Origin of the sequence: Geobacillus genomosp. 3 (genome assembly GCF_000445995.2) — a bacterium.
GTDB lineage: Bacteria > Bacillota > Bacilli > Bacillales > Anoxybacillaceae > Geobacillus.
On record NC_022080.4, the window covers coordinates 1,925,343 to 1,952,130 of the forward strand.

The following is a 26,788-nucleotide window of genomic DNA, read 5'->3' on the forward strand; positions in this document are numbered from 1 at the left end:
ATAGACTGAACCCCTTTATCCAGAATTAACTGAATATTCTATACGGTATGTTCAGGCTATTCAATCCCGACAATGGTCGGATTTTCTTGTGAGGGAAAGAGAAAGGACCGCATCTATACCGGTGCATTTCATCCCTGGGCCGGCTGCAGCGGACTCTCCACTTCGGGGGTCTTTCGCTCCATGATCGCCGCCTCCTACGCCCCCGTCACGCTTGCGCCGGGATGAGCGGGCAGTTAGTCGTCCAACGGGCCGAATTTTTGCTCGTAATGAGAAAGCGCCAATAGCGGAAAAATGTAGCGGTAGCTATGGTAATGGATGTAAAAGGCGCCGGCCATTCCTTGCCCGGCCGGGTATGAAGCTGTCCAGTTCGGATGACGGAGAAGACGGATGAGCGCGCGAATGCCGGCTTTGATTTCCGGTGTTGGCTGCCGGGCGGCGGCGATGAGGGCGTCGAGTGCCCAGGCGGTATGAACCGGCGTGCTGGCGCCGAGCGACACATACGTCTTGGCCCCGTCGCTTTTGCACGATTCGCCCCATCCGCCGTCGTTATTTTGGATGCGCAACAACCAATGAACCGCTTTTTGCATCGCCGGATGGTCCGGCGGAACGCCGACGGCTGAAAGCCCCGTCACCGCCGCCCATGTGCCGTACACATAGCAAATCCCCCAGCGCCCATACCACGAGCCGTCAGCTTCCTGATGGTCAAACAGCCATTTGACAGCGCGGGCGAGCGCAGGGTGGTCTTTCGTTAACCCGGCGAACGTTCCGGCATATTCCAGCGTCCGCCCGGTCAAATCGGCGGTGGACGGATCCATCAACAAAAATTCCGCCCCCTCGATCGGCAAATAACGCCAAAAGCGGTGGCTGACGTTTTTTTCAAACGCCGCAAATCCCCCGTCATCATTTTGCATTGAAAACAGCCACCGATTCGCCCGGTCCCATGCATGGCGAAACGCCGTCTCTTTGGCCGCCGCTCGGCGGATGGCGCGCAGTGCGGCAGTTGTATCGTCAACGTCCGGGTTCATCGTATTCACATCGGAAAATCCCCAGCCGCCCGGCAGGCTGTGCGGATTGTGCACCGACCAGTCGCCATAGCGAATGTGCTGGCGCGACAACAAATAGCGGTTCGCTTTTTCAATCGTCCGGTCCGTCAAGGGCACGCCCGCTTCTTGCAGCGCATAGCTCGCCAACGCTGTGTTCCAAACGGAAGCGGTGGTATATTGCATATGCGTATGCCCATCGATTTCGGTTCGCAGTGAGCGCAAACCGCGAACAGCCCGGACGATGTGCGGGTCGTCTTTTGGATAGCCGAGCGCCAGCAACGCAAAAATCAGCAAAAACGTCGAACTGAAATAGCTGTACAGCATTCCGTCCGGCTCGATATGCTCCAACATATAGCGGACGGCGCGCTGTTCGGCAGCATGACGCAGCCAAGCGGGAAGCCCAGTGAGCGACCGCTTCACGTACGACCATAGCGCCTCGGTTTCCGGAAGCCGCCAATCATTGCGGGAAGCCGCTAAATCAGAAAGATCCGGGCTGTTGCCCGTCTTCCGGCTGTAGCGGCGCTCCGCGGCGACGAGAAGTGGAACCATGTTCGCCCTTCCGTATACGGAAAGGTCATACATATTGAGCGGAAACGACGAAGGGAGAAGGAAAAAGGCAAGCGGGAGCGGAAACCGTCTTGGCCACGGATATTGTCCGGTCAATGCGAGCATCACTTTCGTAAACAAGTGGACGCGTTCTAAGCCGCCCATTTCCAAAATGCACGCTTTCGCCTTTTGCATATGCGGGTCGGTTTTTTTCCGGCAGCCGGAGTAAAGCAGGGCGTAATACGCCTCGGTTGTCGCCGTCACGTTCCCGTCTCCTTCATCGGCAAACAGCTTCCACGCCCCGTTTGCGTCCTGCCGGCTTTCGATTCGTTCGACGAGCGCCTGGATCAACGGTTCATCATGTATTCCGAGCGTCCGCAATAAAATGATCATATAGGCATCGGTGGAAATGCCGGTTTCAAACGGAAACCGCCACGATCCATCAGCGGCTTGCGACTGCTTGAGCGCATCGATGAGCACACGCCGTTCATCGGCCACTATTCATCGCCTTCCTTTTTCAAAAATCCGCTTTTTTCCATATTTATTCGATTCGCAAGCCCACGATGCGCCAAAAAGGGGGATTCATCATGCGCTGCCGAAAACCAAAAACCTCATCCCTTCCCCTTTCTCTCGTTGATCTTTATCGAGAGCTGAAGAAAAAGAGAAAAAAAGAAGCAACAACGATATCACAACGCGATCTGACAGCCAAAGAGCAGCAGCTCATCCGCCGCATCCGGGCGGTGACCGCGGAACAAAACGAAAACAATGTCACCCGGACAGCGGCTTACCTTGCGTTTTACTTGCGCCATCGCGAAATCCACTGGGCGTTTTTAGGACATATGGTATCGCGCAACGGCGGCTGGAATATGACCGATTTAAAAGGAGAGCTGCTTATGCGGCTGCTGTCAGAGGGCGAGCGGCAGTCGTTTTTCGCCTTTTTGGAGCGCGGCAATTGGCTCATTTTTCAAGACATTTATCCGCAGTTTTTGTTGTATGAGGAAAGCAAAAAGCGGGGAGAGCCGTTATTTTATTTATTGCCGTGGCTTGGCGTCTCAACGTTTATGGAAACGGTATGGCACCATTTTTGGCGCCGCGGCGACCCATACATGTTGGCCATCGCCTTAGTCGTTAACGAACAAAGCTATTTGGAGTCCCGCGTCATTCAACACCCTACTTTTCGGCAAACAGTCTTTCAGACGTTGGAGTTCAAGCTGCAGGAGCTGCTCTGTTTAAACCATATTTTGTTTCCGCATGACGACGGCCGGGGCGGCACCGCCTTAGTCGGCCAAACACTCCATCAGTTTGAGTCGCTCCACGAGCGCATTTTGCTTGGCAAACGGCTGTACTCGATTTTGTTTGACGAGGAAGAAACATTGGAAAACGCTGTGCGTTGGGCGGTGCATCATCCGCACACCGGCTCACGCAAAGACTATTGGCCGCAGCTGTTTAACGACGTGTGCGAATCGTTTCCACGGGAGCCGTACCGCCGCCGCATCCGCGATTGCCAAATAGTCCCTGGCGCCCCGCGCCTGTACAGTCCGCAGCTCCGTCACGCATGGAAAAACGTCGTCCATGAAGCAGCCGAACCTGGCGATTGGTTTACCGACCCGCACGTTGTCCGCTACCTTGTAAAACCGGAACGACCGACGAATGGAGAGATTGTAAATGCCTATTGTGAAACGCTCGAAAAAATGGAGCTGGCGATCATCGCCAAACACGCTTTCTTTCATGCGCGCTAGCCGCCGACGCGCCTACGTGGCTTCAGCGCTGCTCGCGTCTTGGGCGGGGACATATTTGGATTTGTATTTGGTCGGAAAAGGGCTGTATACATTCCCGAAACGGCCCTTTCCCTCCGTCTTTTCAATCGATATTTTCTTTACGGCCGTCGTTCTTCCGCTTGGCGCCGTCTTCTTTCTTGCCTTTATGGAGCGGCTTGGCCGGTTTGGGCGCATTGGCTTGATCATCACGTTGGCTCTGTTGATGATGGCATTCGAAATGAAAGCAGAAGCGTACGGCCTGTTTGTTCACAACTCTTCATGGAGTCATTTGTATTCTCTCGCTGGTTATGGCGTATTTCTCACAATGATTTGGAACTTTCATCGCCAATTTCAACGGATTGACGGACATGGAAGCGCATAAACAGGCGGCTGATGAGCCACGATAACAACGAATCGAGCCGTTGACTGACATTAGGACGAACTGTTGTCGAGTAGGAGGAACTTGATTGAAAGGAAAACAAGCTGTTTTCGTGTGCTCCGTCATCATCGCCATCGGCGCCGTTCTAATGGCCAGGACAGCAACAGACGGAGACGCAGCCAAAACAAGACGAGAAACGGCCATCGTCATCTATTTAGCCGGCGATTCGACCGTGGCCGCCGCCCCCCGCTCCCGCGCTCCCCGGGCCGGATGGGGCGAAATGCTCGACGATTGGTTTGATGACAACGTCATGGTGAAAAATATGGCCGCTTCCGGCCGCAGTGCGAAAAGCTTTGTCGAGGAAGGGCGGTTGGCCCGCCTGTTGCATGAGATGAAAAAAGGGGATTACTTGTTCATCCAGTTCGGCCATAACGATGAAAAGGTGAACGACCCGGTGCGCCACACCGAGCCGTTCACCACCTATCAAGCGTATTTAAAACAGTATATTGACGGCGCCCGCGCCAAAGGGGCGACCCCTGTCCTCATCACCCCGGTCGAGCGGCGGCGCTTTTCCGCCGACGGGCAGGCGCTCGATTCCCACGGACTGTATCCTGCCGCCATGAAAGCGTTGGGGAAACAAGAGCACGTGCCGGTTATCGATTTGACGGCGAAAAGCAAACAGCGGTTTGAACAGCTCGGTCCGGAACGGACGAAACGGTGGTTTTTATGGCTTGAGCCGGGCGAACATCCCCATTACCCGAACGGCATCAACGACAACACCCACTTTCACCGACGGGGGGCGAAAGAAATCGCCCGGCTCGTCGTGGAAGGAATTGTCGAACTTGACCTTCCTCTTCGCCGCCACCTCATCCGTTCACCGGAACGAGAACATGCGCAAAGCCGCTAAGCGGGCGGAGTCCCGTTCCCTCGCCGCAGCAAGTCGATCGCCCATCCGTGAAACGATGGGGCCGGCAGCGTCCTGTTTGCTTTTCTCGTCCCCGCCCGGTCCACTTTAGGACGGGCGGCTCTTTCCGGTGGGCACTATCCGATAGCCGGCGTACCGCTTGCCTTTTCCGTCTACCGGGCACTTCCGGCATACGGCGTCTTGCTGCTTGCGGCTGAATGGTATGTTTTTCCCAACAGCCGATGGTATAAGGACGCGAGCACTTGTTGAAACAACATGCCGAGCACAACCGGCACGCTCACCGGCGGCGGAAAGTAAGTGATCGCCAGCACCGCGCCGGCGCTGATGTTGCGCATACCGCCGGTAAACGTCAACGCGATGATGTCCGGCGGGGCAAATTTCAGCCAACGAGCTGCCATCCAAGAAAGGAAATAACCGGAGCCCGCAATCACGAAGACGAGAAAAGCCATGAAAAACAACCGAACGTCGGCATGGCCAAAATACGGGGCGACGACCGCGCTATTGACCATAACCACGAGCATGAGCGCCAGTTTGGAAAGCGGCGCCAATCTCCCTGCCAGCCGTTCATTCGCCGAGCCGGACAGCCGCTCGCTGACCAGCATTCCGCCGAGCGACGGCAAAATAATCATAAAAAACAACCCGAGCACCATTTGCCAAACATCGATCTCGACCGCACTTCGCGCGAACAACAGCAACGTCAGCGGCACAACAACAGGCGATAAAAACGTATCAATCAAAATGACAGAAAGGGCAAGCGCTAAATTCCCCCGGCCGAGCGACACCCAAATAAAGCTCGTCACCCCGGTCGGAATGGCCGCCGCCAACACAAAGCCGATCACGGTTAGCTGGTCGTGGCCGAAAAACAAATGCCCAAGTCCGAACGCCCAAAGCGGGATGATGAGGTGAAGCAGGCACAACGCCGCCGCAATCGGTCCCGGATGGGTGAGCGCCTCTTTCAAATCAGCCAACCGCAGCCGCAAACTGCCGCTAAACGTCATAAACGCAAACAGCCACGGCACAAGTGCACCATACGTATGCAACTCTTCCGACAGCCATATGCCGACCGCCACGCTCGCCGGCGTCAGAAGCGGCAACGCTTTTTCAAGCCGGCGATTGATCGATTGCCACATCGGTTTCATCTCCAAATCCAGTCATGAGCGGTGACCATCACCTTCAATTCACCTACATCTTTTTATTATACATGGTCATCGTCAGATTGGAATGACTTATTTTCAGCGATTCCTCCCTCACTTGCTTCCGTTGGCCGTTGAAGTAAGGGTTCTCGCCAAAGGCAGATGAAACCGGCGGTGGACAATGGACAGCGGCCGCATGTGCTGTTGCTTACTTTGCGACTTTTTCCCCGACCCGTTCAGCTGGCAATACAATATCGTTCCGTTTGACATCGTATAAACCGTACGGGGTCAGACGAAGACCCGGCAAAAAGTCGCACGTTAAAAACAAGAGTGTATACAAAATATCGTGGAACGGAAAGCCTCGCTCCTGCAACACCGCCAACAACTGATCATGGAAACGGACGGCTGTATCAAACGAATGGTCGGTCGTCATCATACCGGTAAACGGCAGCGGAATTTCTGTCACCGTCTTGCCGCCGTCCATAACAACCACTCCGCCCCCCATCTCATACACTTTTTTCGCTGCCGCCTTCATCGCCTTCGGATTCCGACCGATGACAAGCAACTCAGTCGTTGTGTTATAGGTGGACGCCATGCCATCGATGTCAACGGCAAACCGCTCCAAAATCGCTTTGGACACCCATTGGCCGTCGCGGGCAATCAGCGCGGCATACAACAGCCCCGGATGGGAGGAAAGATCCGCATAGCCGTCAACAGACGGAAGATCCACATCTTTCCGCTCTGTAATGACATTGCTTTTAAAATACGCAACCGGCACCGGCTTCTCCGGCTTCGGATGCGGATAACGGTATAACCGCTCGTCATCGAGCCATTCTTTCGCAAATAAAAACGGTTTTTTCGATACGTATCGATTCCAGTCGATTTCAGGCAACGGCGCCAACAGCTTGCCGTCACGGGCAACAATGCTTCCTTTGGAAATGACAAGCGACGGCTTGAACGTGACCAAATCCGGAAGCAGAAGAACGTCAGCCAGTTTGCCAGGGGCGATGCCGCCGATGTCATCATCTAACCGCAAATACGTCGCCGCATTGATCGTCGCCATTTGCAGGGCGGTCATCGGCGGCACACCAAGCTCCACCGCCTTGCGGACCAATCCGTCGACAAACCCTTCCCGCTCAATGAAACCTGGGTGTGGGCCGTCTACTGTCATGGTAATCCGCTGTGTGTTAACCTGTTTCTCCGTAATGAGGCGGATAATCTCCGGAAAATCAGGACGGAGCGAACTATGACGGAGCGTCGTCCATAGGCCAAGCCGCAGCCGGTGGAGCGCTTCTTCAGCGGTGATGGCTTCATGACAGGCGCTGACGCCGCTTGCGGCAATACTGTTCAATTTTTCATACGAACATCCGGCCGTATGACCATCGACCACTTTTCCGGCGCGTTTCGCCATTTCAACCGTATCAATTAAAAACGGATCCCCTTGGTACAATAGCGGCCATCTCGTCACTTCCGCCGTTCCGACGACTTCGTCCATCTGAAGCAGCTGTTGGATAGCTTGCGGATCAAACCAGTCGCGTTCGCCAGGAAAATCGGCTTGCGACACCAGCCGGACGAGCCAAAAAAAGTTGCCCGGCAACGTCCGCAAGTCTTCAACGAGCTGCCGGAATCCATCGGCGCCAAAGTGCAAATAAAAAAACAAGTTGTCATTGACCGTTGTCGTCGTACCAAGCGGCAACACTTTCGCCGTCACGCTGACGGGATTGTAAAGCACCCATGGATGGGCATGCGGCTCAATGAATCCGGGGGACACATACATCCCTTCTGCCTCAATCACAACAGTATGCTCATCAACTGCGACATCTTTTTCCCCAACATAGGCGATCGCATCCTGATAAATCGCGACATTTTGGCGCAAAAATTCCCCTGAATAGACATTGACAACCGTTCCGCCTTTTACGACAATATCGGCCGGACGGCGTCCTTGCGCCACTTCGATCAGTTCCGTTCGCTTCGCTGTTCGAATCAAAAAACTTCCCCCTTTCGCAGCTTTATAGCAACGATAAGCCAAGACGCAACGATGCGAACTTGGCTTTTGGCACCCATTAGGCATTTAGCAACGGGTTGATATAGGCGCACTCCCCTATACCCTCTTCTTCAAGCAGCTGACGGACATCATCTGGAATGGGCACCGCAAAAATGCGCCCATTTTCTTCTTTCACCCATCCCCTTAACTCAAAGCCGTAGCCGGTTCTTACTTCTCCGCGAAACACTTCATGGCGCAGCTTAATCGTTTTGCGGTTTACTTCCTCTACCGCGGTTTTAATCGTAATAATGTCATCATAATATAACGGGCGCTCAAACGTACAGCCGACATCAAGAAGCGGAAGGATAATGTTTTGTTCTTTCATCAGTTTTGCCGGCGGCAATCCGATGCTGCGGAAAAATTGGTGTCCGGCGATATCGAACCATTTAAAATAATTCGGATAATAGACGATGCCGGCCGCATCGGTATCACCAAAATTGACACGAACTTGAAATTCATTCCGTTTCATGGCCGATCGTTCCTCTCGCTTCATTTATTCGTGTTCTGATACTCCAACAATTGCCGCAATTTAAAACGCTGGATTTTTCCTGTAGCTGTTTTCGGGAGTTCGTCAATAAATTCAATGATGCGTGGGTATTTATAGTGGGCCAGATGTTGCTTCGTAAACTGTTTCAGTTCTTCTTCCTTATTTGCTGATGGTGTTACTCCGTCTTTTAGAACAACAAACGCCTTTGGAACGGTCAAGCCCTTCCCGTTTTCCACACCGACGACGGCGACTTCCAACACATCCTCATGCTGCAATAGACAGTTTTCAATTTCAATCGGCGAAACCCAAATGCCGCCGACTTTCAACATATCATCGGAACGCCCGCAATACCAGTAATACCCTTCCTCGTCACGGTAATACTTATCGCCGATATACAACCATTCACCGACGAACTTTCGCTTGTTTTGCTCATGAAGGTTCCAATATCCGTGAGCGACCGAGTCGCCGCGGATAATTAAGTCCCCAACTTCATTCGGCGGCAGTTCATTCCCTTGTACGTCGATGATCTTTACATCGTAACCTGGAACCGCTTTTCCGGAACTGCCCGGTTTGACAGCGCCGATGCGGTTGGAAATGAAAATGTGCAACGCTTCGGTCGAACCGATGCCGTCTAAAATGTCAACACCAAACAACTGCTTCCATTTATGATAAAAAGATGGCGGCAACGCCTCACCGGCGGACACACAAATGCGCAATGAACTGACATCAAAGCGCCGCCCTGTTTTTTCTACATAATCAATCATAGCACCATACAATGTCGGCACACCGAAAAAGATCGTCGGCTTGTACGTCTCAATCGCCTGAAACATCGTTTCCGGCAGCGGGCGTTCTTTTACGAGCACGGTTGAGGCGCCAACGCCTAGCGGAAAGTACATGCCCCCGCCAAGGCCGTAGGCAAAATAAAGCTTCGACGCCGACAGACAGCGGTCCTGTTCGTTGATTTCAAGCACTTGTCTCGCGTAAGTGTTCAGCGCATATTCCATATCGTGTTGCAAATGGATGACCCCTTTTGGATCTCCGGTGCTTCCTGAACTGAACAGCCAAAATGCGGCGTCATCCCGATTCGTCGGAGCCGCTGTGAGCTCTTTATCAGCACGGTCAAGCAACCGGTGGAATGAGAGCGTTCCATCCAAAGACTTGTTAGCGTTTTCACTTATAACAATTACATGCTCTAAAAACATAAACCGCTCCCGAACCGGCTCCAGCCGCACCCACAAATCTTCGTGAATGACCAACCCTTTCGCCCGGCTGTTATTTAAAAAGTATTCGTAATCCGACGGTTGCATCATCGTATTGACCGGAATCGGCACCGCCCCAATTTTGATGGCGCCGAAAAACGTGTAAATAAACTCCGGCGTGTCATGACAAACCATAATCAGACGATCTTCCATCCTATAGCCAAGCGCCCGCAACATATTGCCAGTCTGGTTTACTTTTTCTTGCAATGTTTGGTACGTAATTTGCTCATCGCGGTAATAAATCGCCGTTTTATCCCCTAATCCGCTATGAACGTTATGATCAATAAACAGCCCCGCCGCATTGTACAGCCTTCCGAACCCGCGCAATTCCATCGCTCACCATCCCATTTCTATCAAAATTGGACTGCCTGATGAATGTGCATGAGGAAGCCCTTGGAAATGGATGAACCGGCTTCCCATTTCAAGGGCTTCATCACAACAGCGCTTAAATCCCTTTCCAATTTGGTTGGCGTTTTTCCAAAAAGGCGCTCAACCCTTCTTTCGCATCTTCCGAGCGGAACAACAAGTTTTGCAGCTCGCCTTCGTAGCGAATCGCCACATTCAACGGCATTTCTTTCCCGTTCATGATCGACAACTTGATGTTCGAAATCGCATACGTCGCGCTGTTCACGAGTTTGCGCGCATACTCCCGCGTCCGTTCTCTCGTTTCCGCCTGCGGGAACACCCGGTTCACCAGCCCGATGTCAAGCGCCTCTTGCGGCGTGATCGTTTCCCCTGTGATGTTCATATCCAGCGCCCGCGAATAGCCGACCAAGCGAGCCAACCGCTGCGTTCCACCCGTTCCCGCCAACACGCCAAGCGTCACTTCCGGCAGCCCGATTTTTCCGGCTTCGTCGCCCATAAACCGCAAATCGCACGCCAACGCCATCTCCAAGCCGCCGCCGACCGTATGCCCTTCTAAGCAAGCGATGTACACTTGCGGCGAGCGGGCGATCTTATCAAGCGTCTCGTTGCAGAACAGGCAAAATTGCGTTTTGAACCGCGGGTCGGCCGACCGCAAAAAGTTGATGTCCGCCCCGGCCGAGAAAAACTTCGGCACATCGCTCATGAGAATGACGACTTTGATGTCCGGATCGAAGCGGATGTCATCGATCGCTGCGTTGAACTCTTTATAAAACTCCAGGTCGTACGAGTTTGATTTGTTGATGTGCAAGTGGATTTCTGCAATCCCCTCTTCTTTGACGACAGTTAAGTATTGTTTTTTCGTTTCTACAGCTACCATTCTCTCATTCTCCTTCCCGATATTTTGATGTGATGCAGGCAACTTCCCAATAACCCGTTTTTGAAAGTTCATTTCCGCTTTTGCCATTCCGAAAACATAGAAAGTACAGCTCGTTTCACGTTTGTTTGTTTCTCACCTCCTGTTATGTCTTCCTTATTTCAACTGAACAAATGGTTCAGCGGCAACCGCTTTCAATTCCTGTTGCAAGCGTTCAACGAGCTGGACTCCGTTCGGCAAATACCCTTCTCGCTGAAGCTCTTCCTTCGTCTCAACATCTTTTAACCAAACAGCCACTTCATTCGCCGCAGCGTTCAACGCTTGGCGGAAATGGCGGGGGACAGCGCCTTGATCATGAATTAGCTGCTGAGCCCAGTTTTTGGCATAAGCAATATGGTCTTGTTGTTCACGAACCAATTTTTGAATTTTCGAAACAACAGCTGGATGGTTCGCCTGTAACGCTGACTGCAAGATGGCATCAATCGCCGTGTTGACCGTATATAAGGCGGCGATGAGCGTGATCCAGTTGTGAACGTTTACTGCGCTTGACATCGCCTTTCCAGATTGTCCGTAAATCTCTGGTTTTTTTCCTTTTAACCCGCGTAAATCAAAACACCAGTTGTACAGCAAGCGTGCGTGCCCCAATTCGCCTTGGGCCATCGCGATCGCTGCCAATGTCGCTTCCAAATTCGGGCCGCTGATCCCGACCTCAACAAGACGGTCGCCAAGAACGTATTTATTATCAGCGATCGTTTCAAGCAGCTCAACAAGCGAATGTACACTAGGCTGCATCTGTTCCATTACGCCCTCTCCCCTTTCTAGGCAAATAGCCATTTTGGTTTTCTCACCCAAACGAGTTCGCTGCGGTCGACAACGACCATTTCCACCCAGTCTTCCTCATCGTACGTATAGGAAGCATACACTTTTGCCAACTCCTCGTTTTCCGCTTCCACCGTGCCAATATGGGCCAATTGGTCGCCCCGCTTTACACGGGCGAAAATATCAAACGTTTTCCGATGTTGGGCCGCTGTCATGTTGAACTCACCCCCCAATATTTCAATTTTTCACGTCCTTCCAAGCTGATCCGGTCAACCGTCCAAGGCGGATCCCAGACGACGTGAATATGCACATCGCGAATCTCTTCTTCCTTAAGCAGACGGTTGCGGATATCTTGCTCGATCCATTCCATACAGGCGCACGAGACGGCTGTATACGTCATCGTGACCTCGAGTTCGTCGCCTTTTTTTTCAATATCGTAAATAAGCCCCATGTCGACGACGCTGATCGGAAATTCCGGATCCATCACTTCCTTCAGTGCCTGCCAATATTTTTCGGTGCCTTGCTTGCTCATTACACCGCTTCCTTTCGCAATTGCTCAAGCTCTTTGGCTCCTTTTTGAATCCGGGCAACAAACTCTTTATTTCTCGGACCTCTCTGCTTAAACCGTTGGATGACGTTGTCCCACGTATCCGGCTGGTCGAACAGCCATTTTTTATTCACTGGGTCAAATTTGCACGGGAACGGGACATCAAGAACATATTTTTGCTGCTCTTCGTCGTAGTGGGCCGGCACTTTAACACCGATCGATTCGCAGAACGGAACGGCGGTGGACAGCCATTTTTGCCGCAGCTCATCGTTCGTCCGTCCTTTTAATCGGTATTCAAGCTGTGCCGAGCGGCTTTTCAGCCGGTCCTCAACCCCGAAAAATTCAAGCGCCATTAAAAACATCCAATCGACTGCTTTTTGTACTTCTTCACGCAAATTCGGATCTTGCATAGCGGTTCTCATAATAATCTCACCGTTGCGAAGGTGGAACAGCTCTTCTTTATCCACTTTCACGAGCGCCCGCTTCCACGGTCCGTAGGACGTATGTTCAAACGCATCGCCGAGGAGCGTGTAGCCTGCCCGGTCAAAAAACGCATTAAAGACACCAAGTTCAATCCAGTTCGATAGTTCAAAGTCAAAGGCGTACGGGTTTTTCCAGCGGTGCGCTTCCCGTTCATAAAGCAGTTGGTCGACATCCTCGCCTAAATCTTTCAACAACCGGTAAGCGATGTGGGCATGGCCGATTTCATCTTGCATGATGGCCAACGCCGTAATTTTACTGTTGAGCGTCGGTGCTTGATCATACACAGTCAACAGCGGCGGGACGCTTAACAGTTCGGTATCGCCGACGATCGTCAACGTCTGTTTCAATGCTGTTAAATACTCCTCATTCATATCCTCGATTCCTTCGACGATAAATCCACTTTGCACTTTTTCTTTCAGCAATGTAGCTTGATCCATTTCCTCACCCTCTTTATTACGTTTTTTTAACTACCGTATTCTAAGCATAATATTAATACACTATAAAGCTCATTGTCAACTTAAAAATACAAAAAATCTGAAAATTATTTTTTACCTTAATAACCTTAGATTTTCTAAATGTTTTGCCCACCTTCTTTGGTTCATCTTCGCCAGTCGTCTTTCGAAACATGCAATGTTTATTTTCCGTCCGTACATTTTTCATGCAACTAAAAAACTGCGCAACAATCCCCCCTGCTGTTTCATAAGGCAAAAAAAAAAGCCCAGCTGCTTGCACAGCTGGCTATTCGTCATGATACATACACGATCACACCGTGATGCTCGTCTTGTTGAACTTGACCGGTGGATCGTAAATATTCTAAGTGCGCTAACGTTTCCGCCACTGCAAACCGCCATTGGTGGGCCGTCAACGACTTATGGCCGAACACAAGATCAGCCACTTCATAGGCGGTTCGCCCTTTATCTGTCAGCGCTTTCATCTTTTGTAACCGTTGTTCATGATGGCGGAAAATATCGCCAATCCGCTCACGAAATTGACGAATTACTGCGCCATGGGCGGGCAGGGCAACGTGAACATCCAGCTCCTCCACTTTACGCAAAGAAGCGAAATATTGCTCCAACGGATTCGGGTGGGCGCCCGGCCATACACTAATGTTCGGAGTAATGTGGTCCAGCACGTGATCAGAGACGATCAGTTGACGCGATTCCGGCTGATAAAAACTCACAAGCCCATCACTATGTCCCGGAACCGGGATGACCGTCCAGCGCTGCTGCCCTAGCACAATTTCGCGGCTATCTAAAACCGTCAACACCGGAAACGGGCTGACGCGCAATGACAGTTTCCACATGTTCTCTTCGATTTCCGACACAAGTTCATCCGGAACGCCATGGCGGCGAAATAGTGCAGCGATTTCGCTCGCTTGGGAGCTCTCTTCCCCCCACACCCGTTCGGCCATCGCATAATCCGGTTCGCTGATCCATATCGGCGCTTCCGTCTGCTGCTGCATCCAACCGGCAAGACCAAAATGGTCAGGGTGGAAATGGGTGATATAAATGGCGCGAACGTGCCGCGGCTTGATCCCTAATTGCCGGAACACCGCTTCCCAAGCGCGCATGGCCTCAGGACAACGAAATCCGACGTCGACCAAACTCCACCCATCCGCTTCTTGACATACATAACAATACACATATTTCATCGGAAACGGAACGGGAATCGGAACGCGATACACCCCATTTCCCACCGCTTCAATTTCCGTATGTGCCATCTCTTTCTCCTCCCCCTTGCTCTTTGCCCTTTTCATTATAAACGGGCATATGTACAGACTAAAATGTCCTAAATCATCTCCATGAACGGATTGATCGCTTTATCCCGATTAAACGTCTCCTCGCGGTCCGGAGCAGGCTCAAACAATGTCTCGAAATAACGGATGGCAGGAATAGCTAGAAGCTGATGGACATTGAAAAACAGCTCACGCGCTCTCGTCCCGCTCCAGTCGTCCGGCAATAAATCATGCGGAAAGCCTGGGTCAATAAAGAAAAAGCTTCGATACTCATGCACGAGCCTCGTCCGTTCAATGAAACATTCGCGGTCGGTCAGCTCATTGTTCCAAGCCCGCTTTTGAAACTCCTCATACTTTCGTCCGTACGTTTCAATAAACTGGTCATACTCTTTAGCGATATGGGCAAAATCCCAGCCGCGCTCGATAATTTGCTCGTTGCTGTGCGACACAATGGAGTCGGCCGTAAACAACATGACATACGGCTCCAAATGATAATCTTTAATCCATTCCATGACTTGCGGTTCAATCGGGTTCGGACTCGCCCACGTTCCGTGGGAAATAAGACCAAACCCCATTAAACTCAATTCTTTGCGGATTTGGCTGCGCAACTCCCGCTTTTCCTCCGGAACGGAATACGTTAACACACGCCAACGGCCATCCCACTTATAGTTCCGCAGCGAATAAACGCGGGTGAATCCGTCCATCATCGTCCGCTTTCCTTTTGGCGTCAAGGAGTAATAGCTATTATTGCCGATCTTCCGCACCTCAAAAAACTCCTGCTGCACCATCCGTAGCGCCGCCCCGCGAATGGACGACTCGGAAATGCCGAAGTGGGACATCATTTGGATCAGACTTCCGATCCATACTTCATTCCCATAATGTTGAATATATTCCCCAAATAGCGTAAACATGAGTGCCCTTGGCTTCATTGCAACACACCTATCTTTTTCAAATTTTTCTTTTATTATGGTACATTTCCCCTCTCTTTTTCAATTCTTGAAATGATTTTTTGCATAAAAACATATCGGCCAAATTGGCCGATATGCATAAAAAGTGCATTAAATCCCTTTCCAATTTGGTTGGCGTTTTTCCAAAAAGGCGCTCAACCCTTCTTTCGCATCTTCCGAGCGGAACAACAAGTTTTGCAGCTCGCCTTCGTAGCGAATCGCCACATTCAACGGCATTTCTTTCCCGTTCATGATCGACAACTTGATGTTCGAAATCGCATACGTCGCGCTGTTCACGAGTTTGCGCGCATACTCCCGCGTCCGTTCTCTCGTTTCCGCCTGCGGGAACACCCGGTTCACCAGCCCGATGTCAAGCGCCTCTTGCGGCGTGATCGTTTCCCCTGTGATGTTCATATCCAGCGCCCGCGAATAGCCGACCAAGCGAGCCAACCGCTGCGTTCCACCCGTTCCCGCCAACACGCCAAGCGTCACTTCCGGCAGCCCGATTTTTCCGGCTTCGTCGCCCATAAACCGCAAATCGCACGCCAACGCCATCTCCAAGCCGCCGCCGACCGTATGCCCTTCTAAGCAAGCGATGTACACTTGCGGCGAGCGGGCGATCTTATCAAGCGTCTCGTTGCAGAACAGGCAAAATTGCGTTTTGAACCGCGGGTCGGCCGACCGCAAAAAGTTGATGTCCGCCCCAGCCGAGAAAAACTTCGGCACATCGCTCATGAGAATGACGACTTTGATGTCCGGATCGAAGCGGATGTCATCGATCGCTGCGTTGAACTCTTTATAAAACTCCAAGTCGTACGAGTTTGATTTGTTGATGTGCAAGTGGATTTCTGCAATCCCCTCTTCTTTAACCACCGTTAAATATTGTTTCTCCACTGTTACAGCATTCGCCATCTTAATCCCTCCAAATCGTCATTATTGTTTTATAGGAATGAACTTTAAATCCCGAATAAATTCAACGGCTTGCTGCCGATATACGAGACGACGCTTTTCGTCTCAGTGTACAAATTCAATGTTTCAAGCGCCAGCTCACGGCCAAATCCTGACTGTTTGTACCCGCCAAACGGCGTGCCCGGGAAGGCGGAAATTGGCGAGTTGACCATGACGATCCCGGCCCGGATGCGTGAAGCAACACGATGGGCTTTTCCGTGGTCTTTCGTCCATACGGCCGATCCTAACCCAAAAATCGTATCGTTCGCCTGCCGGATAACTTCTTCCTCATCGCGGAATTTCATCACGACAACGACCGGCCCGAAAATCTCTTCCTGTGCCACCCGCATTTCATTTTTGACATTGCCGATTACCGTCGGCATATACCAGTAGCCTTTCGCGAACTCTTCGCCTTCCGGAATTTTTCCGCCGTACAAAACTTCGCCACCCTCCTCCACCGCCAGCTTCACATAGCCGTCGATCACTTGTTGGTGGCTTCGCGAAATGACCGCCCCCATATGTACCCCTTTTTCAAACGGGTTGCCGACGCGGACGCGGGAAGCCTTTTCGATAAATTTTTCCATGAATTCATCGTAAATCGCTTCGTGTACAAATAGCCGCGAGCGGGCTTCACACGACTGTCCGGTATTGTAAAAAATACCGTAAAGCGAACCGTTGACCGCTGCTTCTATGTCGCAGTCGTCAAACACGATGTTCGGCGATTTCCCACCTAATTCCAGCGTTACCCGTTTCAACGTCCCCGAAGCGCGCCGCATAATGTCTTTGCCCGTTTCCGTCTCCCCGGTGAACGCCACTTTATCAATGCCCGGGTGTTCGGTCATATACGGCCCGATCTCGGAACCGCTTCCCGTAATCACATTGACGACGCCCTCCGGCACTCCGGCCTCATGGCAAATTTCCGCCAGCATATAAGCCGTGATCGGCGTATAACTTGCTGGCTTTAACACAACCGTACACCCTGCCGCCAAGGCTGGCGCCACCTTCCAAGCGGCCATCATCAGCGGATAGTTCCACGGGATGATTTGGCCGCAGACGCCGACCGGCTCTTTGACCGTATAGTTGAAAAACCCGTTCGGGACTTGGTTCGTATCCCCTTGCAGCGTAATCGCCGCGGCTGCGTAAAATTCAAAATCCTCAATGGCCTGCATAATTTGCCCTTTCGCCGCGTCCACCGTTTTGCCGCTGTTGAGCACTTCAGCGTACACTAAATCATCGAACCGCTCCCTCATGAGATTCGCGATTTGATTAAGCAAGCGCGCCCGTTTCGCCGCCGTCATTTTCGGCCATTTTCCTGATTCAAACGCTGCACGCGCCGCTTCGACAGCCCGGTCGACATCCTCTTTCGTCGCCTTGGCGACCGTCGCAATCACTTCTTCTGTCGCCGGATTGACCGTCTCAAACACTTCGCCGTTGCTGCTTTCGACATACTGGCCGTTAATAAACAGCGGATAATGCTTCTTGATCTTCATCGATAGTCTCTCCTTCCTTGTTGGCATCGTTTCTCCATCTTACCCGCTCAAACACACTTTTGCATTGATGGCAATAATATTGCGAAACAAGCTGAGCGGTTCCAAACATTGAGAGCGGCGCTACATTCGCCGAACCGCAAAATGAACAGCGTACCTCCTTACGTGCCGGCATCCGTCAGACACCTCTTTAATCTTATTATGTTTTATTTAATATCGTCCGTTTAACATAATACTATTAAAATAGTAACCCTTTGTCAATCATTAAACTGAAAAAAACGAAAATTTATACTACTTGTTATCGATTCTTCATCTATCCGTTTCGGTTCGCTATGGCTTTCTTTTAATAAAAAAGAGACGGAACTATACGCCGTCTCCTTCACCTTTCCTCCGTTCGTTTATTTTGTTTGCGGCATCCGGTTTTCACACATTCGCTTCGCCTTTTTCATACCCGGTTTCCTCCTCGAGCAACGACAAAATCCATTCCTTCAGATCAATGACACGCAAATGCTTTGGCGCTGACTTCGTTCCTGTGACGATCATCGGCACGAGTGAATCGTGGCGGTGCAGCGCGCCATGGCTTGCTCCGCCTACATGGGTCGGCGACCCTTCACCGATAAATTCAAACCCTGGGGCGGCACTGGCAATCAAAAAAGTCCCGCGGTGTGATGTCAAGGAACTGTACAGCCGGGCCAACGCGTCCGGATAGTCGCCGTATGAAAGACGCCCCCCATTAGTCGCCAAATCGAGCACGCCAAGCTCTCCTTGGATATCCCAGCACTGTCCATATTCATCGGCCTGTGTTCCGCCGGGACGGAAAATAAGCGTTCCACTCCGAACGCCTGAAATGACGTGCGCCTTATCCCCTTCCAGCCAAGCGATGACATCAATCCGCTCATCTTGCTGCAGCACCTCGGCAAGCTTCGCTAATGGGGCCCGCTGCAAATCAAGCGTATAAATAAAAGCCATGCGTTCATTCACCGCCAGCACGAGCTCATCGCCTTGTTGCACCCCATGTTTTAATGCCATCACTTTATATGAGTGAAACAGCCGGCGCAAGTCGATGAGCGCTTTGTTTCGGTCGGCGCGAACCGGTGCCTGCCCGTTATCGCCCATGATAATCCAATGATGGCCACGGAGCGCTTCCTCCCAACTCGGATAACTGTTTAAGATGGCTTGCAGTTGCTTGTCTGTTTGGGCGATGCCTTTTGTATCCAGCGGCCCGTGTTTATGGACCATTTTGTCCATATCCGGAAAATAGACAATGGTAAAAGGCGGCAGGCGATCCGTCCGAATGAGGTGAACGAGCTCTTGAGCGGAAAAGCGGTTGTTAAATCCGTACTTTTGCCAAAAGTGGCCGCTTTGTTTCGATGGGCCGAGCCGCACAAACGATCCGTATGTAAACAGATGGGGGCCTTGCGTTTTTCGTCCGCCGCGAAATGGCCTGAACAAAGAAAGCAGCGCCGGCAAACGGAGCGGGTGGGCCGTGTTTCCGCGATACAAAAGCATGTTGATGGAAGCGGTCTCGATCCCCCTGGCCGCCAGCTCCTCATGGACCGTAGCGATGTTTCCGCTTAAATGTTCGTTGTTCAAACGATAGAAAATATCATTGAGTGCCCGCAAAAGACCGAGTTTTCGTAACTCCCGTACATGGCTTCCATAGTTGATAAGCCGCTTCTCTTCGTCATGAAACCAAACAAGTCCGGGCACCCGATGAACGTCCGCATACGTTCCGGTCAAAAGCGAACTGTCGACCGTGACCGACATCGTCGGAAACGAAGTCACCACGTTCGGGTATACGGTCCCTTTTTCCATGAAAAATTGAAAAGCTGGGGCTATTCCTTCGCCCACCGCTTTCTCTAGGGCAGGATACATTAATGAATCAATAATCAGCATTATAACCCGTTTTGGCACCCTTGATCCCCCTTTCCCTATACTTTCCGGCGGAAAATGCATTCCTACAGCGTTAGTTTGGCCAATTATGCATGATCAAAACACAAGGCGGGCACATGAAACAAAAAGCGGGCCGGCAACTGCCGTGCTGCCAACCCACCTAAAACGATTATTGGTTCCCTTGGCCACCCGGCCGCCGGGGAGTTATTTCTTCCGCAAACTCCGCCGGAGCAACCCGCGTCGTTCCCATTTGCCGTCCCATCCAACGGTTTAGACCGCGAATCATATTTTGCATCGGCCCCGTCGTCATCCGCCCTATGCGCGGTCTTCTTCTAGCGCCGACCATCGCGGCGGCCGCCGCACCTACGCCTAAGCTGACAAGCGTCCAGATGGCGCCGTTGTTTCTTCGCCGTCCGGTAAGCGCCAACCATGAATTCCAAAAGCTGCGGTTGCGCTGGACGCGAAACAATTGAAACAGACGATTCATTCGACACACCTCCTTCGCCTAACGGCTTTTGTTCAACGGTTAATATACGTTGTGAAGGGAAAGTCATACGTGGAAAACGTTAGCGCCCGAAGACTTGCTGCCAAAAAAGTTAAAAGCGGAAGATGCATGAACATCTATAGTTCCGCAAAGTCTAAAACGGGTGAAGGGATGGCCCAAAAAGGCGTTTTCCTTAAGGGAACAGCAAAAAAAAAAACGATTGTTTTTGTTGAAACACCGGCGTTTGCTAGCAGAAAAGCCGGTTTTGGGTTACTTCGTCATCAAGCCGCCAACCTTTTCCGGAAAATACAACATAGTTCCCTCCATCAAGAAGAAAAGGTGTCCCGCCCTTGCGAGACACCCTCCCTTTTTCATTTGACCTCGTACGCCGTCCATGTCGGCTTCTTCACTTTCGCCGACAGCGAAATAATTTTGCTTTTCACCCGGGTTGCTTCCCGGCCTGTTAGCGGCATTGGTTGGTAGTTGTTTCTTGTCGTAACTGACGAAATGCGGAACGGGATGATGCGGATTTGTTTTTTCGCCGTCCGCTTGCCGTTTTGAAAAGAAAACACTTGCTGGAAGACAAACGTATCTTTGTCGCTCGGGTTTTTGTTTCCGCCAAACATAAAATTCCCTAAACTGTAGACAATAAACTTGCCTTTATACTCCTCGATCCCTTGCACAACGTGCGGGTGATGGCCGACAACCAAATCAGCGCCGCTGTCGATCGCAAAGCGGCCGAGCGCCTTTTGCGTGCTGTTAGGCACATAACTCCGTTCCACTCCCCAGTGGAAATGGATGAGAACAAGATCGGCTCCTTGCTTCCGTAGCGTGCGGATGTCATTGACGATTTGCTTGCGCAATGTGTTCGTGTTGCTCCATCCCTCATAACCAAGCGCCCCGATTTGGATTCCTTTCACCGTTTTCAACAGCCGAAGGGTGCGGCCGAAATACCCGATATGTTCTTTTTTAAGATTGGCAATCGTGTCGTTATATCCCTGCTGCAAGTAATCGTATGTATGATTATTGGCCAAGTTTACAGCATCGATGCCCCCGTACGTTAACACTTTCGCATAACTCGGGTGACCGCGGAAACGAAACTTCTTGCTCGCCTTGCGCGTCGAGGTCGTCAACGTCGTTTCCAAATTGACGGTCGTAAAATCGTCCTTTTGGAAGATCGGCTCAATGTATTTTGTAAAATAGCGCAAACCATGCTTCCTCGCTTCGTCATCAAACGAGTACACATAGCCGTAGTTCTCATCGCGCCCGAGCGTCACATCGCCTGCCGCGCTTACGACGATGCGCACCTCACTTGGCGCCGCCGCTTTTGCTGCTGCCCGCGCCACCGCCGCTTTGTCGACAGGACTCGGCAGCGGTGGATGCTCGATTGTTTGCCCCGCCAGTTCGGTTGGTGCCGCCAGCACTTCCTCGACGCCGCGATCAGCCGCGTTGCTGCATGAAAATAAACAGATGGACATCATACACACAAGCGCTGCATTTCTCCTCTTGCCCCGTGCATTCATGTTTGTTTCTCCTATCAATCTACTTTCTTCAAGATCAAAACATTTCCGCTATCGATATATTCAACATCTCCCCCATTTATCCCTTTTCGTTTCTTTGAATTTTAGAATGATGGCCTCATCCAGCCATGATAAAATCAATGGGCAGGCGTTTCTTTCCAACTTTCTCATCTTGAAAGCCTTCTTTTTCGTCGAAACGCCCCTCATGAACACCGTTTTGCATAGAAAGGAGTTTCGTAATGGAAGAGCCTTTACACCAATCGACCGCGCTTGTCCAAGGCTTAGTCGAGAACATGACCGTCATGAAGCAAGACATGAAAACCGTTAAGCAAAACATGGATGCCATGAAGCAGAAACTCCAAACGGTGAGAAGGCGGAATAAAATCGCTCATCAATTCCTCTCGGAGCGTCTCAACATTTTTAACATCTTTCCGAAAAAAGTCTCCCACTTCGAAGCGAAGGGAAAGTGGGAGATGAATGTCGGTTGGCGTTAGCCAACGAATAGGATCGAATATGGCGAGAACGGACACCTTCGGAACGAAGGGAAGCGTAAAGAGTTCTTGTGTGTGGCTTACCGTTCGGCGAACACACACAAGTCGCTTGAAGCCCCCACCTCTAAGCGAAGTGTAGGGGGTGGGTAGTTCACAGCCATGAGGGTGTCCTGTTGTTTTGAGGACACCCTGCTTCATCCCCGCCACAGGGGAGTATTCGATTTCCCTATGCTCTCACCGCGCACGCAACGCTTTGCTTGTCTCCGTCGCTGCCTGATCAAGCGCTTCTTGCGGATCCACTCCTTCATACAACCGTTCCATCGCTTTCACGACATGCTGTCTCGATTCAGGGAAGACGGCTATGAGCGCTCCTTGAGTAGCGGGGGTAGGCTTCGTTTCATGCAACTGATCCACCGTTACTTTGAGCTGTGGATACTTCTCCCATTCTTCTTTCACCCTCGGTTCCTCGTACGCAGCCGGGTTGATGGCAAAATAGCCTGTACGTACATGCCATTCGGCCTGGACCGGAGCCGTCGTCAAGTATTTCATGAACTCCCACGCCGCTTTTTGTTCCTCTTCACTGCTTCCTTTCATCATCCAAAGCGAAGCGCCGCCGATCACGACACCTTGACGCTCGACGTCGTCCGGAACAGGCAAATACGAAACACCAACATCAAACGGCGAGCTGTTCACCAACGTTTTTACACCAGCCGATGAATCCAAATACATCGCGATTTTTCCTGCTTGGAAAGCAGCACGCATATCGTCCCAATTTTGGCCGGCGTTGTAAAATGTACCGTCTTCGTACATGTCCCGAATCAACTCAAAGACACGTTTCCCCTGTTCTCCATTAAATACTGCTTTCGTCGCATCACCGCTCCGGCCGTTGTTGTTGTTTACATACAGCCCTCCTTGTACGGCCACCATTTCCTCAAAAAACCATCCGTAGTTCAAAATGGAGAATCCGTACCGTTCTGTCTCCTTTCCTTTCTTCTTCGTCAGCTTTTTCGCCGCTTCTTTCAACTCGCTATAGGTTAACGGCGGCTTTTCCGGATCAAGCCCCGCTTCACGGAACGCATCCTTATTATAAATCAGCACGGGGGTGGAGGAGTTAAAGGGCATCGAGTAAATCTGCCCGTTCACCGTATAATAATTGACAATGTTTTTCTCCCATTGCGAAACATCGTACTTGTCTTTCTCGATCCACGTTTGCACCGGGGTAATCTTTCCGCTGTCAATCATGTGCTTTGTCCCGACTTCAAACGTCTGCATGATCGTTGGCGCATCTTTCGTCCCTGCCACCGCATTCCATTTCGTCAACGCTTCTTCATACGTGCCTTGAAATACCGGCTTTACCTCAATCTCCGGGTGAGTTTGGTTAAAATCCGCTACAATATCGTTCAGCACTGTTTGCAAATCCCCGCTCATCGAGTGCCAAAACACCACTTCCGTTTTGCCTTCCGCCGCCTGACCAGCATGTTCACTTGAACATCCCGCCACAATCCAAATAAGCACGAAAAACAAAACACCGGCCCAACTCTTTCTCATCTTCGCTTCTCCTCTCCGTTATTGAATCGCTCCGCGCATAAGCCCTTTACGCAATTGTTTCTGGCCAACAAACAACAGCAGCAGTGTCGGCAACATCGCGACGATGGCTGCTGCCATAACGACACCCCAACTGCTGGCAATTTCCTGTGTCTGCAGTTGCTTGAGCCCGATCTGCACAGTGCGGACACCGTTATCATTTGTGACCAACAGCGGCCATAAATACATATTCCAAGCGTCTAAAAAACTGTAAATAGCCAGTGTTACCAAACCCGTTTTTGAAAGCGGCAGCACGATGCGGCAAAAAAAGCGGAAATTCCCGATGCCGGATAACTGTGCCGCCTCGTACAGTTCGTACGGAATTTGCTTAAATTGTTGGCGCAATAAAAAGATGCCAAACGCCATCGCCCAAAACGGCACAATAAGCCCTATGTAGTGGTTTGTCCATCCAAGCGCTTGAATGGTCAAAAAGTTGGGAATCACCGTGGCTTCCCATGGGACGAGCATGGTGGCGATGCAAACATAAAACCACCGATCCCGACCCGGAAAACGGAGAAACACAAAAGCAAAAGCGGCTAAGCTCGAAACAATAAGGCGTCCTACTGTAATGACCGAAGCAACGAGAAAGCTGTTCCATAGATAACGTCCGAGCGGTGCTTGCTTAAACGCATCTTCATAATTCGTCCATGCCCACTCCTCAGGCCATACGCGCCCCCCTAAAATAGCCGCCCCATCCATCAAGCTCATCAGAAAAGCGTAAGCGATCGGAAACAAAATCACCATCGAACATAAGCATAGTAACGCATAATAAACGGTTGTCCGCACCACTCTCATTGGTAGTGCACCTTCCTCTCGGCAAACCGAAACTGCAAAAAGGTGACTAGGGCGATGATCAGAAAGAGCAGCAAGGCTTGCGCGCTCGCGGGCCCGAACTGATAATTGACGAATGCCTCCCGGTAAATCGCGTAAACGAACACATTTGTAGCTTCAACTGGACCGCCCTTTGTTAAAAAGTCGATTTGCCCAAATGTTTGCAACGCTTGAATGAGTGAAACAGTCGTGACAAAAAACAATGTTGGGGATACAAGAGGCACGGTCACTGTCCACAGCTGACGCCAATAACTCATGCCCATGACGCGGGCACTTTCGTACAAAGATGGGTCGATGTTTTCCAAACCGGCCAGCAACAACAAAAACGTGAACCCAATATTCATCCAAATCGTCGTCACCGCTACCGCATACAATGCCGTATCCGGATCAAGGAGCCACGAAACCGGAGTGCCGCCGATTGCGGACAACAGGCGATTGATGACCCCAATCGCCGGATTGTACATAAACATCCAAATCACGGAAGCAACTCCCACACTCATTGCCATTGTAGAAGCAAAAATCGTCCGGAAAATCCCGATCCCTTTCCGTTTTTCATGCACAAGCAGCGCCAAACTAAACGAGATGATGACGGTTGTAGGAACAGTGAACACGGCAAATAAAACCGTTGCCTTGAGGCTGTGCCAAAACGAAGGATCTTGAAGCAAGGCGGCAAAATGCGCCAAACCGGCAAATTCTGTCGGCCGCCCTTGATAATCGGTGTGAAATACACTTAAATACACCGTCCTCCCTAACGGATAAAAAAGAAACACGCCAAACAGAAGAAGTGAAGGAAGAAGATAGGCCATGCCCTCGAACCACGATTTGATCGCAGCATAGCGCGTTGCCCGCTCTATGCGGGCCGACCATTGTGGCGGTGGAAAGGCCGGCGAAACACGCTCATTCATGGGCCGATCCACACCTCCTCCCTTTTGATGGCCGGCGGGCTGATTCGTTCCCCTCGTTCATTAAAAAAGAGCAGCGCCCGCTCATCAAACGCCAATGACACCATTTCTCCCGGTCTCATGTTCCATTGCCCGTGCCATCGCGCGGTCCAATGGAGATGTTTCGCCAACTCAAACATTACAATCGTTTCACTGCCAAGCCATTCGATATGGCTGACTTTAGCTGTCATATGTCCTTCCCCGAGTTCCGCCTGACGAATATGTTCCGGCCGGATTCCTACAATCACCCGTTCCGCCTTTGGCAGGGGACGGCGCTCGAGGCGAATCGGCCGTTCGCCTTGCAATAAAAGGGAATGTTCGAGCACATACGCGTCCGTTAAATTCATCGGCGGTGTTCCGATAAACGAGGCCACAAATGTATTATCAGGGCTATTGTATACATCAAGTGGACTGCCAATCTGCTGCGGACGGCCGTCATGCAAAATCATCATCCGATCCGCCATTGTCATCGCTTCTGTTTGATCGTGAGTGACATAAATAACGGTCATGCCGAGCTGACGCTGCAAACGGCGAAGCTCACTCCGCATTTTCGCCCGCAGTTTGGCATCTAAATTGGAAAGTGGCTCATCCATTAAACATAGCGGCGTCCCCGCAACGATCGCTCGTCCTAGGGCGACGCGCTGACGTTGTCCTCCCGATAATTCCCTCGGCTTCCGTTGCAACACATCCGTCAGCCCGAGCATTTCCGCCGCTTCCAGGCAACGTTTTAGTTGTTCCTCTTTCGGCACTCTTTGCGCCTGCAGGGCAAGGCGCATATTTTGCTCCACGGTCAAATGCGGATATAACGCGTAGTTTTGAAAGACCATCGATAATCGGCGGGCGTGAGGGGGCCAATCGTTCGCCACTTGTCCATCAATCACCACGTATCCCGATGTCAGCGACTCAAGACCCGCGATCAGCCGCAAAATCGTGCTTTTGCCACATCCAGACGGGCCGACAAGAACAAAAAATTCCCCTGATTCAATCGCAACATCCACATTCTCGACCACGTTTTTTTGGCCATCATACGACTTCGTCGCCTCAACCAACTCTAGAAATGCCATCCACTTTTCTCCTCCCTCCCCTTTTCTATTCCACTGTAACGTATTTTTGTAAATACTATCTAAAGTCATTTTTTGATTTGTGTAAATATTCTGTTAAGTAAAAAAAAAAAAAACGCCCTGCCCGCGCAGAACGTCTTAACCACAACATGACACTTTTTGATTCATTCGTTTTCTCTTCCAAGACAAAGGGCAGCCGATGGA

General features: G+C 51.2%; 26 protein-coding genes. 4 read left to right on the plus strand and 22 right to left on the minus strand.

Annotated elements, in window-relative coordinates; all coding sequences use genetic code 11:
• Positions 1-233: 233 nt before the first annotated feature.
• Complete coding sequence (shc, locus tag M493_RS09485; RefSeq protein ID WP_200865293.1) at positions 234-2,090, minus strand: squalene--hopene cyclase; 1,857 nt, start codon at positions 2,088-2,090, stop codon at positions 234-236.
• A gap of 86 nt (positions 2,091-2,176) precedes the next feature.
• Between shc and M493_RS09490 the strand changes: the two genes are divergently transcribed.
• The 3 genes from M493_RS09490 to M493_RS09500 all read left to right on the plus strand — a co-directional run bounded on the left by M493_RS09490 (position 2,177) and on the right by M493_RS09500 (position 4,632).
• Positions 2,177-3,328, plus strand: coding sequence for a DUF2515 domain-containing protein (locus tag M493_RS09490; RefSeq protein ID WP_020960109.1), 1,152 nt, complete (start codon positions 2,177-2,179; stop codon positions 3,326-3,328).
• Positions 3,318-3,728: a CBO0543 family protein gene (locus tag M493_RS09495; protein ID WP_020960110.1), complete on the plus strand. Its 411-nt coding sequence runs from the start codon at positions 3,318-3,320 to the stop codon at positions 3,726-3,728. Before M493_RS09490 ends, M493_RS09495 begins: the two co-directional genes overlap by 11 nt.
• An 85-nt stretch (positions 3,729-3,813) precedes the next feature.
• Positions 3,814-4,632, plus strand: a complete 819-nt coding sequence (locus M493_RS09500; protein ID WP_020960111.1) for a rhamnogalacturonan acetylesterase — start codon at positions 3,814-3,816, stop codon at positions 4,630-4,632.
• A 170-nt stretch (positions 4,633-4,802) separates the two neighbouring features.
• On the opposite strand, the gene M493_RS09505 is transcribed toward M493_RS09500, so the two are convergent.
• From M493_RS09505 to M493_RS09580, 17 genes are all read right to left on the minus strand, one after another.
• Positions 4,803-5,780 (minus strand): bile acid:sodium symporter family protein, encoded by a 978-nt coding sequence (locus M493_RS09505; protein ID WP_041267928.1) that lies wholly within the window; start codon positions 5,778-5,780, stop codon positions 4,803-4,805.
• A gap of 211 nt (positions 5,781-5,991) precedes the next feature.
• Positions 5,992-7,770, minus strand: coding sequence for an adenine deaminase C-terminal domain-containing protein (locus M493_RS09510; RefSeq protein WP_020960113.1), 1,779 nt, complete (start codon positions 7,768-7,770; stop codon positions 5,992-5,994).
• Positions 7,771-7,846: 76 nt separating this feature from the next.
• Complete coding sequence (locus M493_RS09515) at positions 7,847-8,296, minus strand: acyl-CoA thioesterase (RefSeq protein WP_020960114.1); 450 nt, start codon at positions 8,294-8,296, stop codon at positions 7,847-7,849.
• Between the two features lie 20 nt (positions 8,297-8,316).
• Entirely contained in the window at positions 8,317-9,906 is a 1,590-nt protein-coding gene (locus M493_RS09520) for a benzoate-CoA ligase family protein (RefSeq protein WP_020960115.1), read from the minus strand.
• A 112-nt stretch (positions 9,907-10,018) separates the two neighbouring features.
• Positions 10,019-10,816, minus strand: coding sequence for an enoyl-CoA hydratase/isomerase family protein (locus tag M493_RS09525; protein ID WP_020960116.1), 798 nt, complete (start codon positions 10,814-10,816; stop codon positions 10,019-10,021).
• Between the two features lie 153 nt (positions 10,817-10,969).
• Positions 10,970-11,614 carry a Phenylacetic acid catabolic protein gene (locus tag M493_RS09530; RefSeq protein WP_020960117.1) on the minus strand — a complete coding sequence of 215 codons (645 nt, stop codon included), beginning with the start codon at positions 11,612-11,614 and terminating at the stop codon, positions 10,970-10,972.
• A 17-nt stretch (positions 11,615-11,631) separates the two neighbouring features.
• A complete protein-coding gene (locus tag M493_RS09535; protein WP_020960118.1) occupies positions 11,632-11,847 on the minus strand; it encodes a hypothetical protein in 216 nt (71 codons plus the stop codon).
• On the minus strand, positions 11,844-12,164 hold the full coding sequence (locus tag M493_RS09540) for a metal-sulfur cluster assembly factor (RefSeq protein WP_020960119.1): 321 nt from the start codon (positions 12,162-12,164) through the stop codon (positions 11,844-11,846). Before M493_RS09540 ends, M493_RS09535 begins: the two co-directional genes overlap by 4 nt.
• Complete coding sequence (locus tag M493_RS09545) at positions 12,164-13,099, minus strand: Phenylacetic acid catabolic protein (protein ID WP_020960120.1); 936 nt, start codon at positions 13,097-13,099, stop codon at positions 12,164-12,166. The genes M493_RS09540 and M493_RS09545 overlap by 1 nt, the downstream gene beginning before the upstream one ends.
• A 308-nt stretch (positions 13,100-13,407) precedes the next feature.
• The gene (locus M493_RS09550; protein ID WP_020960122.1) at positions 13,408-14,382 is read right to left on the minus strand and encodes an MBL fold metallo-hydrolase; all 975 of its coding nucleotides are present in this window, start codon (positions 14,380-14,382) and stop codon (positions 13,408-13,410) included.
• Positions 14,383-14,450: 68 nt separating this feature from the next.
• Entirely contained in the window at positions 14,451-15,326 is an 876-nt protein-coding gene (locus M493_RS09555; protein WP_020960123.1) for a PaaX family transcriptional regulator C-terminal domain-containing protein, read from the minus strand.
• A 129-nt stretch (positions 15,327-15,455) separates the two neighbouring features.
• Positions 15,456-16,256 carry an enoyl-CoA hydratase/isomerase family protein gene (locus M493_RS09560; RefSeq protein WP_020960125.1) on the minus strand — a complete coding sequence of 267 codons (801 nt, stop codon included), beginning with the start codon at positions 16,254-16,256 and terminating at the stop codon, positions 15,456-15,458.
• Positions 16,257-16,300: 44 nt separating this feature from the next.
• Entirely contained in the window at positions 16,301-17,782 is a 1,482-nt protein-coding gene (locus tag M493_RS09565; protein ID WP_020960126.1) for an aldehyde dehydrogenase family protein, read from the minus strand.
• Positions 17,748-17,954 (minus strand): hypothetical protein, encoded by a 207-nt coding sequence (locus M493_RS19105; protein ID WP_071990881.1) that lies wholly within the window; start codon positions 17,952-17,954, stop codon positions 17,748-17,750. The genes M493_RS09565 and M493_RS19105 overlap by 35 nt, the downstream gene beginning before the upstream one ends.
• A gap of 248 nt (positions 17,955-18,202) precedes the next feature.
• Positions 18,203-19,693 carry an alkaline phosphatase family protein gene (locus M493_RS09570; protein ID WP_023817642.1) on the minus strand — a complete coding sequence of 497 codons (1,491 nt, stop codon included), beginning with the start codon at positions 19,691-19,693 and terminating at the stop codon, positions 18,203-18,205.
• A gap of 148 nt (positions 19,694-19,841) precedes the next feature.
• Positions 19,842-20,159, minus strand: coding sequence for a hypothetical protein (locus M493_RS09575; RefSeq protein WP_020960128.1), 318 nt, complete (start codon positions 20,157-20,159; stop codon positions 19,842-19,844).
• A 368-nt stretch (positions 20,160-20,527) separates the two neighbouring features.
• Positions 20,528-21,679, minus strand: coding sequence for a CapA family protein (locus M493_RS09580; RefSeq protein WP_023817644.1), 1,152 nt, complete (start codon positions 21,677-21,679; stop codon positions 20,528-20,530).
• Positions 21,680-21,915: 236 nt separating this feature from the next.
• Between M493_RS09580 and M493_RS18505 the strand changes: the two genes are divergently transcribed.
• Complete coding sequence (locus M493_RS18505) at positions 21,916-22,170, plus strand: hypothetical protein (RefSeq protein ID WP_020960131.1); 255 nt, start codon at positions 21,916-21,918, stop codon at positions 22,168-22,170.
• Positions 22,171-22,401: 231 nt separating this feature from the next.
• Here the strand turns inward: M493_RS18505 and M493_RS09590 are convergent, their stop codons facing one another.
• The 4 genes from M493_RS09590 to M493_RS09605 are packed head-to-tail and all read right to left on the minus strand — an operon-like array spanning position 22,402 to position 26,587.
• Positions 22,402-23,715 carry an ABC transporter substrate-binding protein gene (locus M493_RS09590; protein ID WP_020960132.1) on the minus strand — a complete coding sequence of 438 codons (1,314 nt, stop codon included), beginning with the start codon at positions 23,713-23,715 and terminating at the stop codon, positions 22,402-22,404.
• A gap of 18 nt (positions 23,716-23,733) precedes the next feature.
• Positions 23,734-24,546, minus strand: a complete 813-nt coding sequence (locus M493_RS09595; protein WP_020960133.1) for a carbohydrate ABC transporter permease — start codon at positions 24,544-24,546, stop codon at positions 23,734-23,736.
• Entirely contained in the window at positions 24,543-25,487 is a 945-nt protein-coding gene (locus tag M493_RS09600; protein WP_020960134.1) for a carbohydrate ABC transporter permease, read from the minus strand. The genes M493_RS09595 and M493_RS09600 overlap by 4 nt, the downstream gene beginning before the upstream one ends.
• A complete protein-coding gene (locus M493_RS09605) occupies positions 25,484-26,587 on the minus strand; it encodes an ABC transporter ATP-binding protein (RefSeq protein WP_020960135.1) in 1,104 nt (367 codons plus the stop codon). The genes M493_RS09600 and M493_RS09605 overlap by 4 nt, the downstream gene beginning before the upstream one ends.
• Positions 26,588-26,788: the final 201 nt, after the last annotated feature.

Bases quoted from the DNA above. Each gene is read 5' to 3' on its own strand.
- M493_RS09555 (WP_020960123.1), bottom strand. From the start codon at position 15,326: ATGAAGCCAAGGGCACTCATGTTTACGCTATTTGGGGAATATATTCAA.
- M493_RS09580 (WP_023817644.1), bottom strand. From the start codon at position 21,679: ATGAATGCACGGGGCAAGAGGAGAAATGCAGCGCTTGTGTGTATGATG.
- M493_RS09505 (WP_041267928.1), bottom strand. From the start codon at position 5,780: ATGTGGCAATCGATCAATCGCCGGCTTGAAAAAGCGTTGCCGCTTCTG.
- M493_RS18505 (WP_020960131.1), top strand. From the start codon at position 21,916: ATGGAAGAGCCTTTACACCAATCGACCGCGCTTGTCCAAGGCTTAGTC.
- M493_RS09605 (WP_020960135.1), bottom strand. From the start codon at position 26,587: ATGGCATTTCTAGAGTTGGTTGAGGCGACGAAGTCGTATGATGGCCAA.
- M493_RS09560 (WP_020960125.1), bottom strand. From the start codon at position 16,256: ATGGCGAATGCTGTAACAGTGGAGAAACAATATTTAACGGTGGTTAAA.
- M493_RS09525 (WP_020960116.1), bottom strand. From the start codon at position 10,816: ATGGTAGCTGTAGAAACGAAAAAACAATACTTAACTGTCGTCAAAGAA.
- M493_RS09600 (WP_020960134.1), bottom strand. From the start codon at position 25,487: ATGAATGAGCGTGTTTCGCCGGCCTTTCCACCGCCACAATGGTCGGCC.
- M493_RS19105 (WP_071990881.1), bottom strand. From the start codon at position 17,954: ATGCCGGCACGTAAGGAGGTACGCTGTTCATTTTGCGGTTCGGCGAAT.
- M493_RS09490 (WP_020960109.1), top strand. From the start codon at position 2,177: ATGCGCTGCCGAAAACCAAAAACCTCATCCCTTCCCCTTTCTCTCGTT.
- M493_RS09515 (WP_020960114.1), bottom strand. From the start codon at position 8,296: ATGAAACGGAATGAATTTCAAGTTCGTGTCAATTTTGGTGATACCGAT.
- M493_RS09550 (WP_020960122.1), bottom strand. From the start codon at position 14,382: ATGGCACATACGGAAATTGAAGCGGTGGGAAATGGGGTGTATCGCGTT.
- M493_RS09540 (WP_020960119.1), bottom strand. From the start codon at position 12,164: ATGAGCAAGCAAGGCACCGAAAAATATTGGCAGGCACTGAAGGAAGTG.
- M493_RS09520 (WP_020960115.1), bottom strand. From the start codon at position 9,906: ATGGAATTGCGCGGGTTCGGAAGGCTGTACAATGCGGCGGGGCTGTTT.
- M493_RS09495 (WP_020960110.1), top strand. From the start codon at position 3,318: ATGCGCGCTAGCCGCCGACGCGCCTACGTGGCTTCAGCGCTGCTCGCG.
- M493_RS09590 (WP_020960132.1), bottom strand. From the start codon at position 23,715: ATGAGAAAGAGTTGGGCCGGTGTTTTGTTTTTCGTGCTTATTTGGATT.
- M493_RS09530 (WP_020960117.1), bottom strand. From the start codon at position 11,614: ATGGAACAGATGCAGCCTAGTGTACATTCGCTTGTTGAGCTGCTTGAA.
- M493_RS09595 (WP_020960133.1), bottom strand. From the start codon at position 24,546: ATGAGAGTGGTGCGGACAACCGTTTATTATGCGTTACTATGCTTATGT.
- M493_RS09575 (WP_020960128.1), bottom strand. From the start codon at position 20,159: ATGAATCGTCTGTTTCAATTGTTTCGCGTCCAGCGCAACCGCAGCTTT.
- M493_RS09535 (WP_020960118.1), bottom strand. From the start codon at position 11,847: ATGACAGCGGCCCAACATCGGAAAACGTTTGATATTTTCGCCCGTGTA.
- M493_RS09545 (WP_020960120.1), bottom strand. From the start codon at position 13,099: ATGGATCAAGCTACATTGCTGAAAGAAAAAGTGCAAAGTGGATTTATC.
- M493_RS09565 (WP_020960126.1), bottom strand. From the start codon at position 17,782: ATGAAGATCAAGAAGCATTATCCGCTGTTTATTAACGGCCAGTATGTC.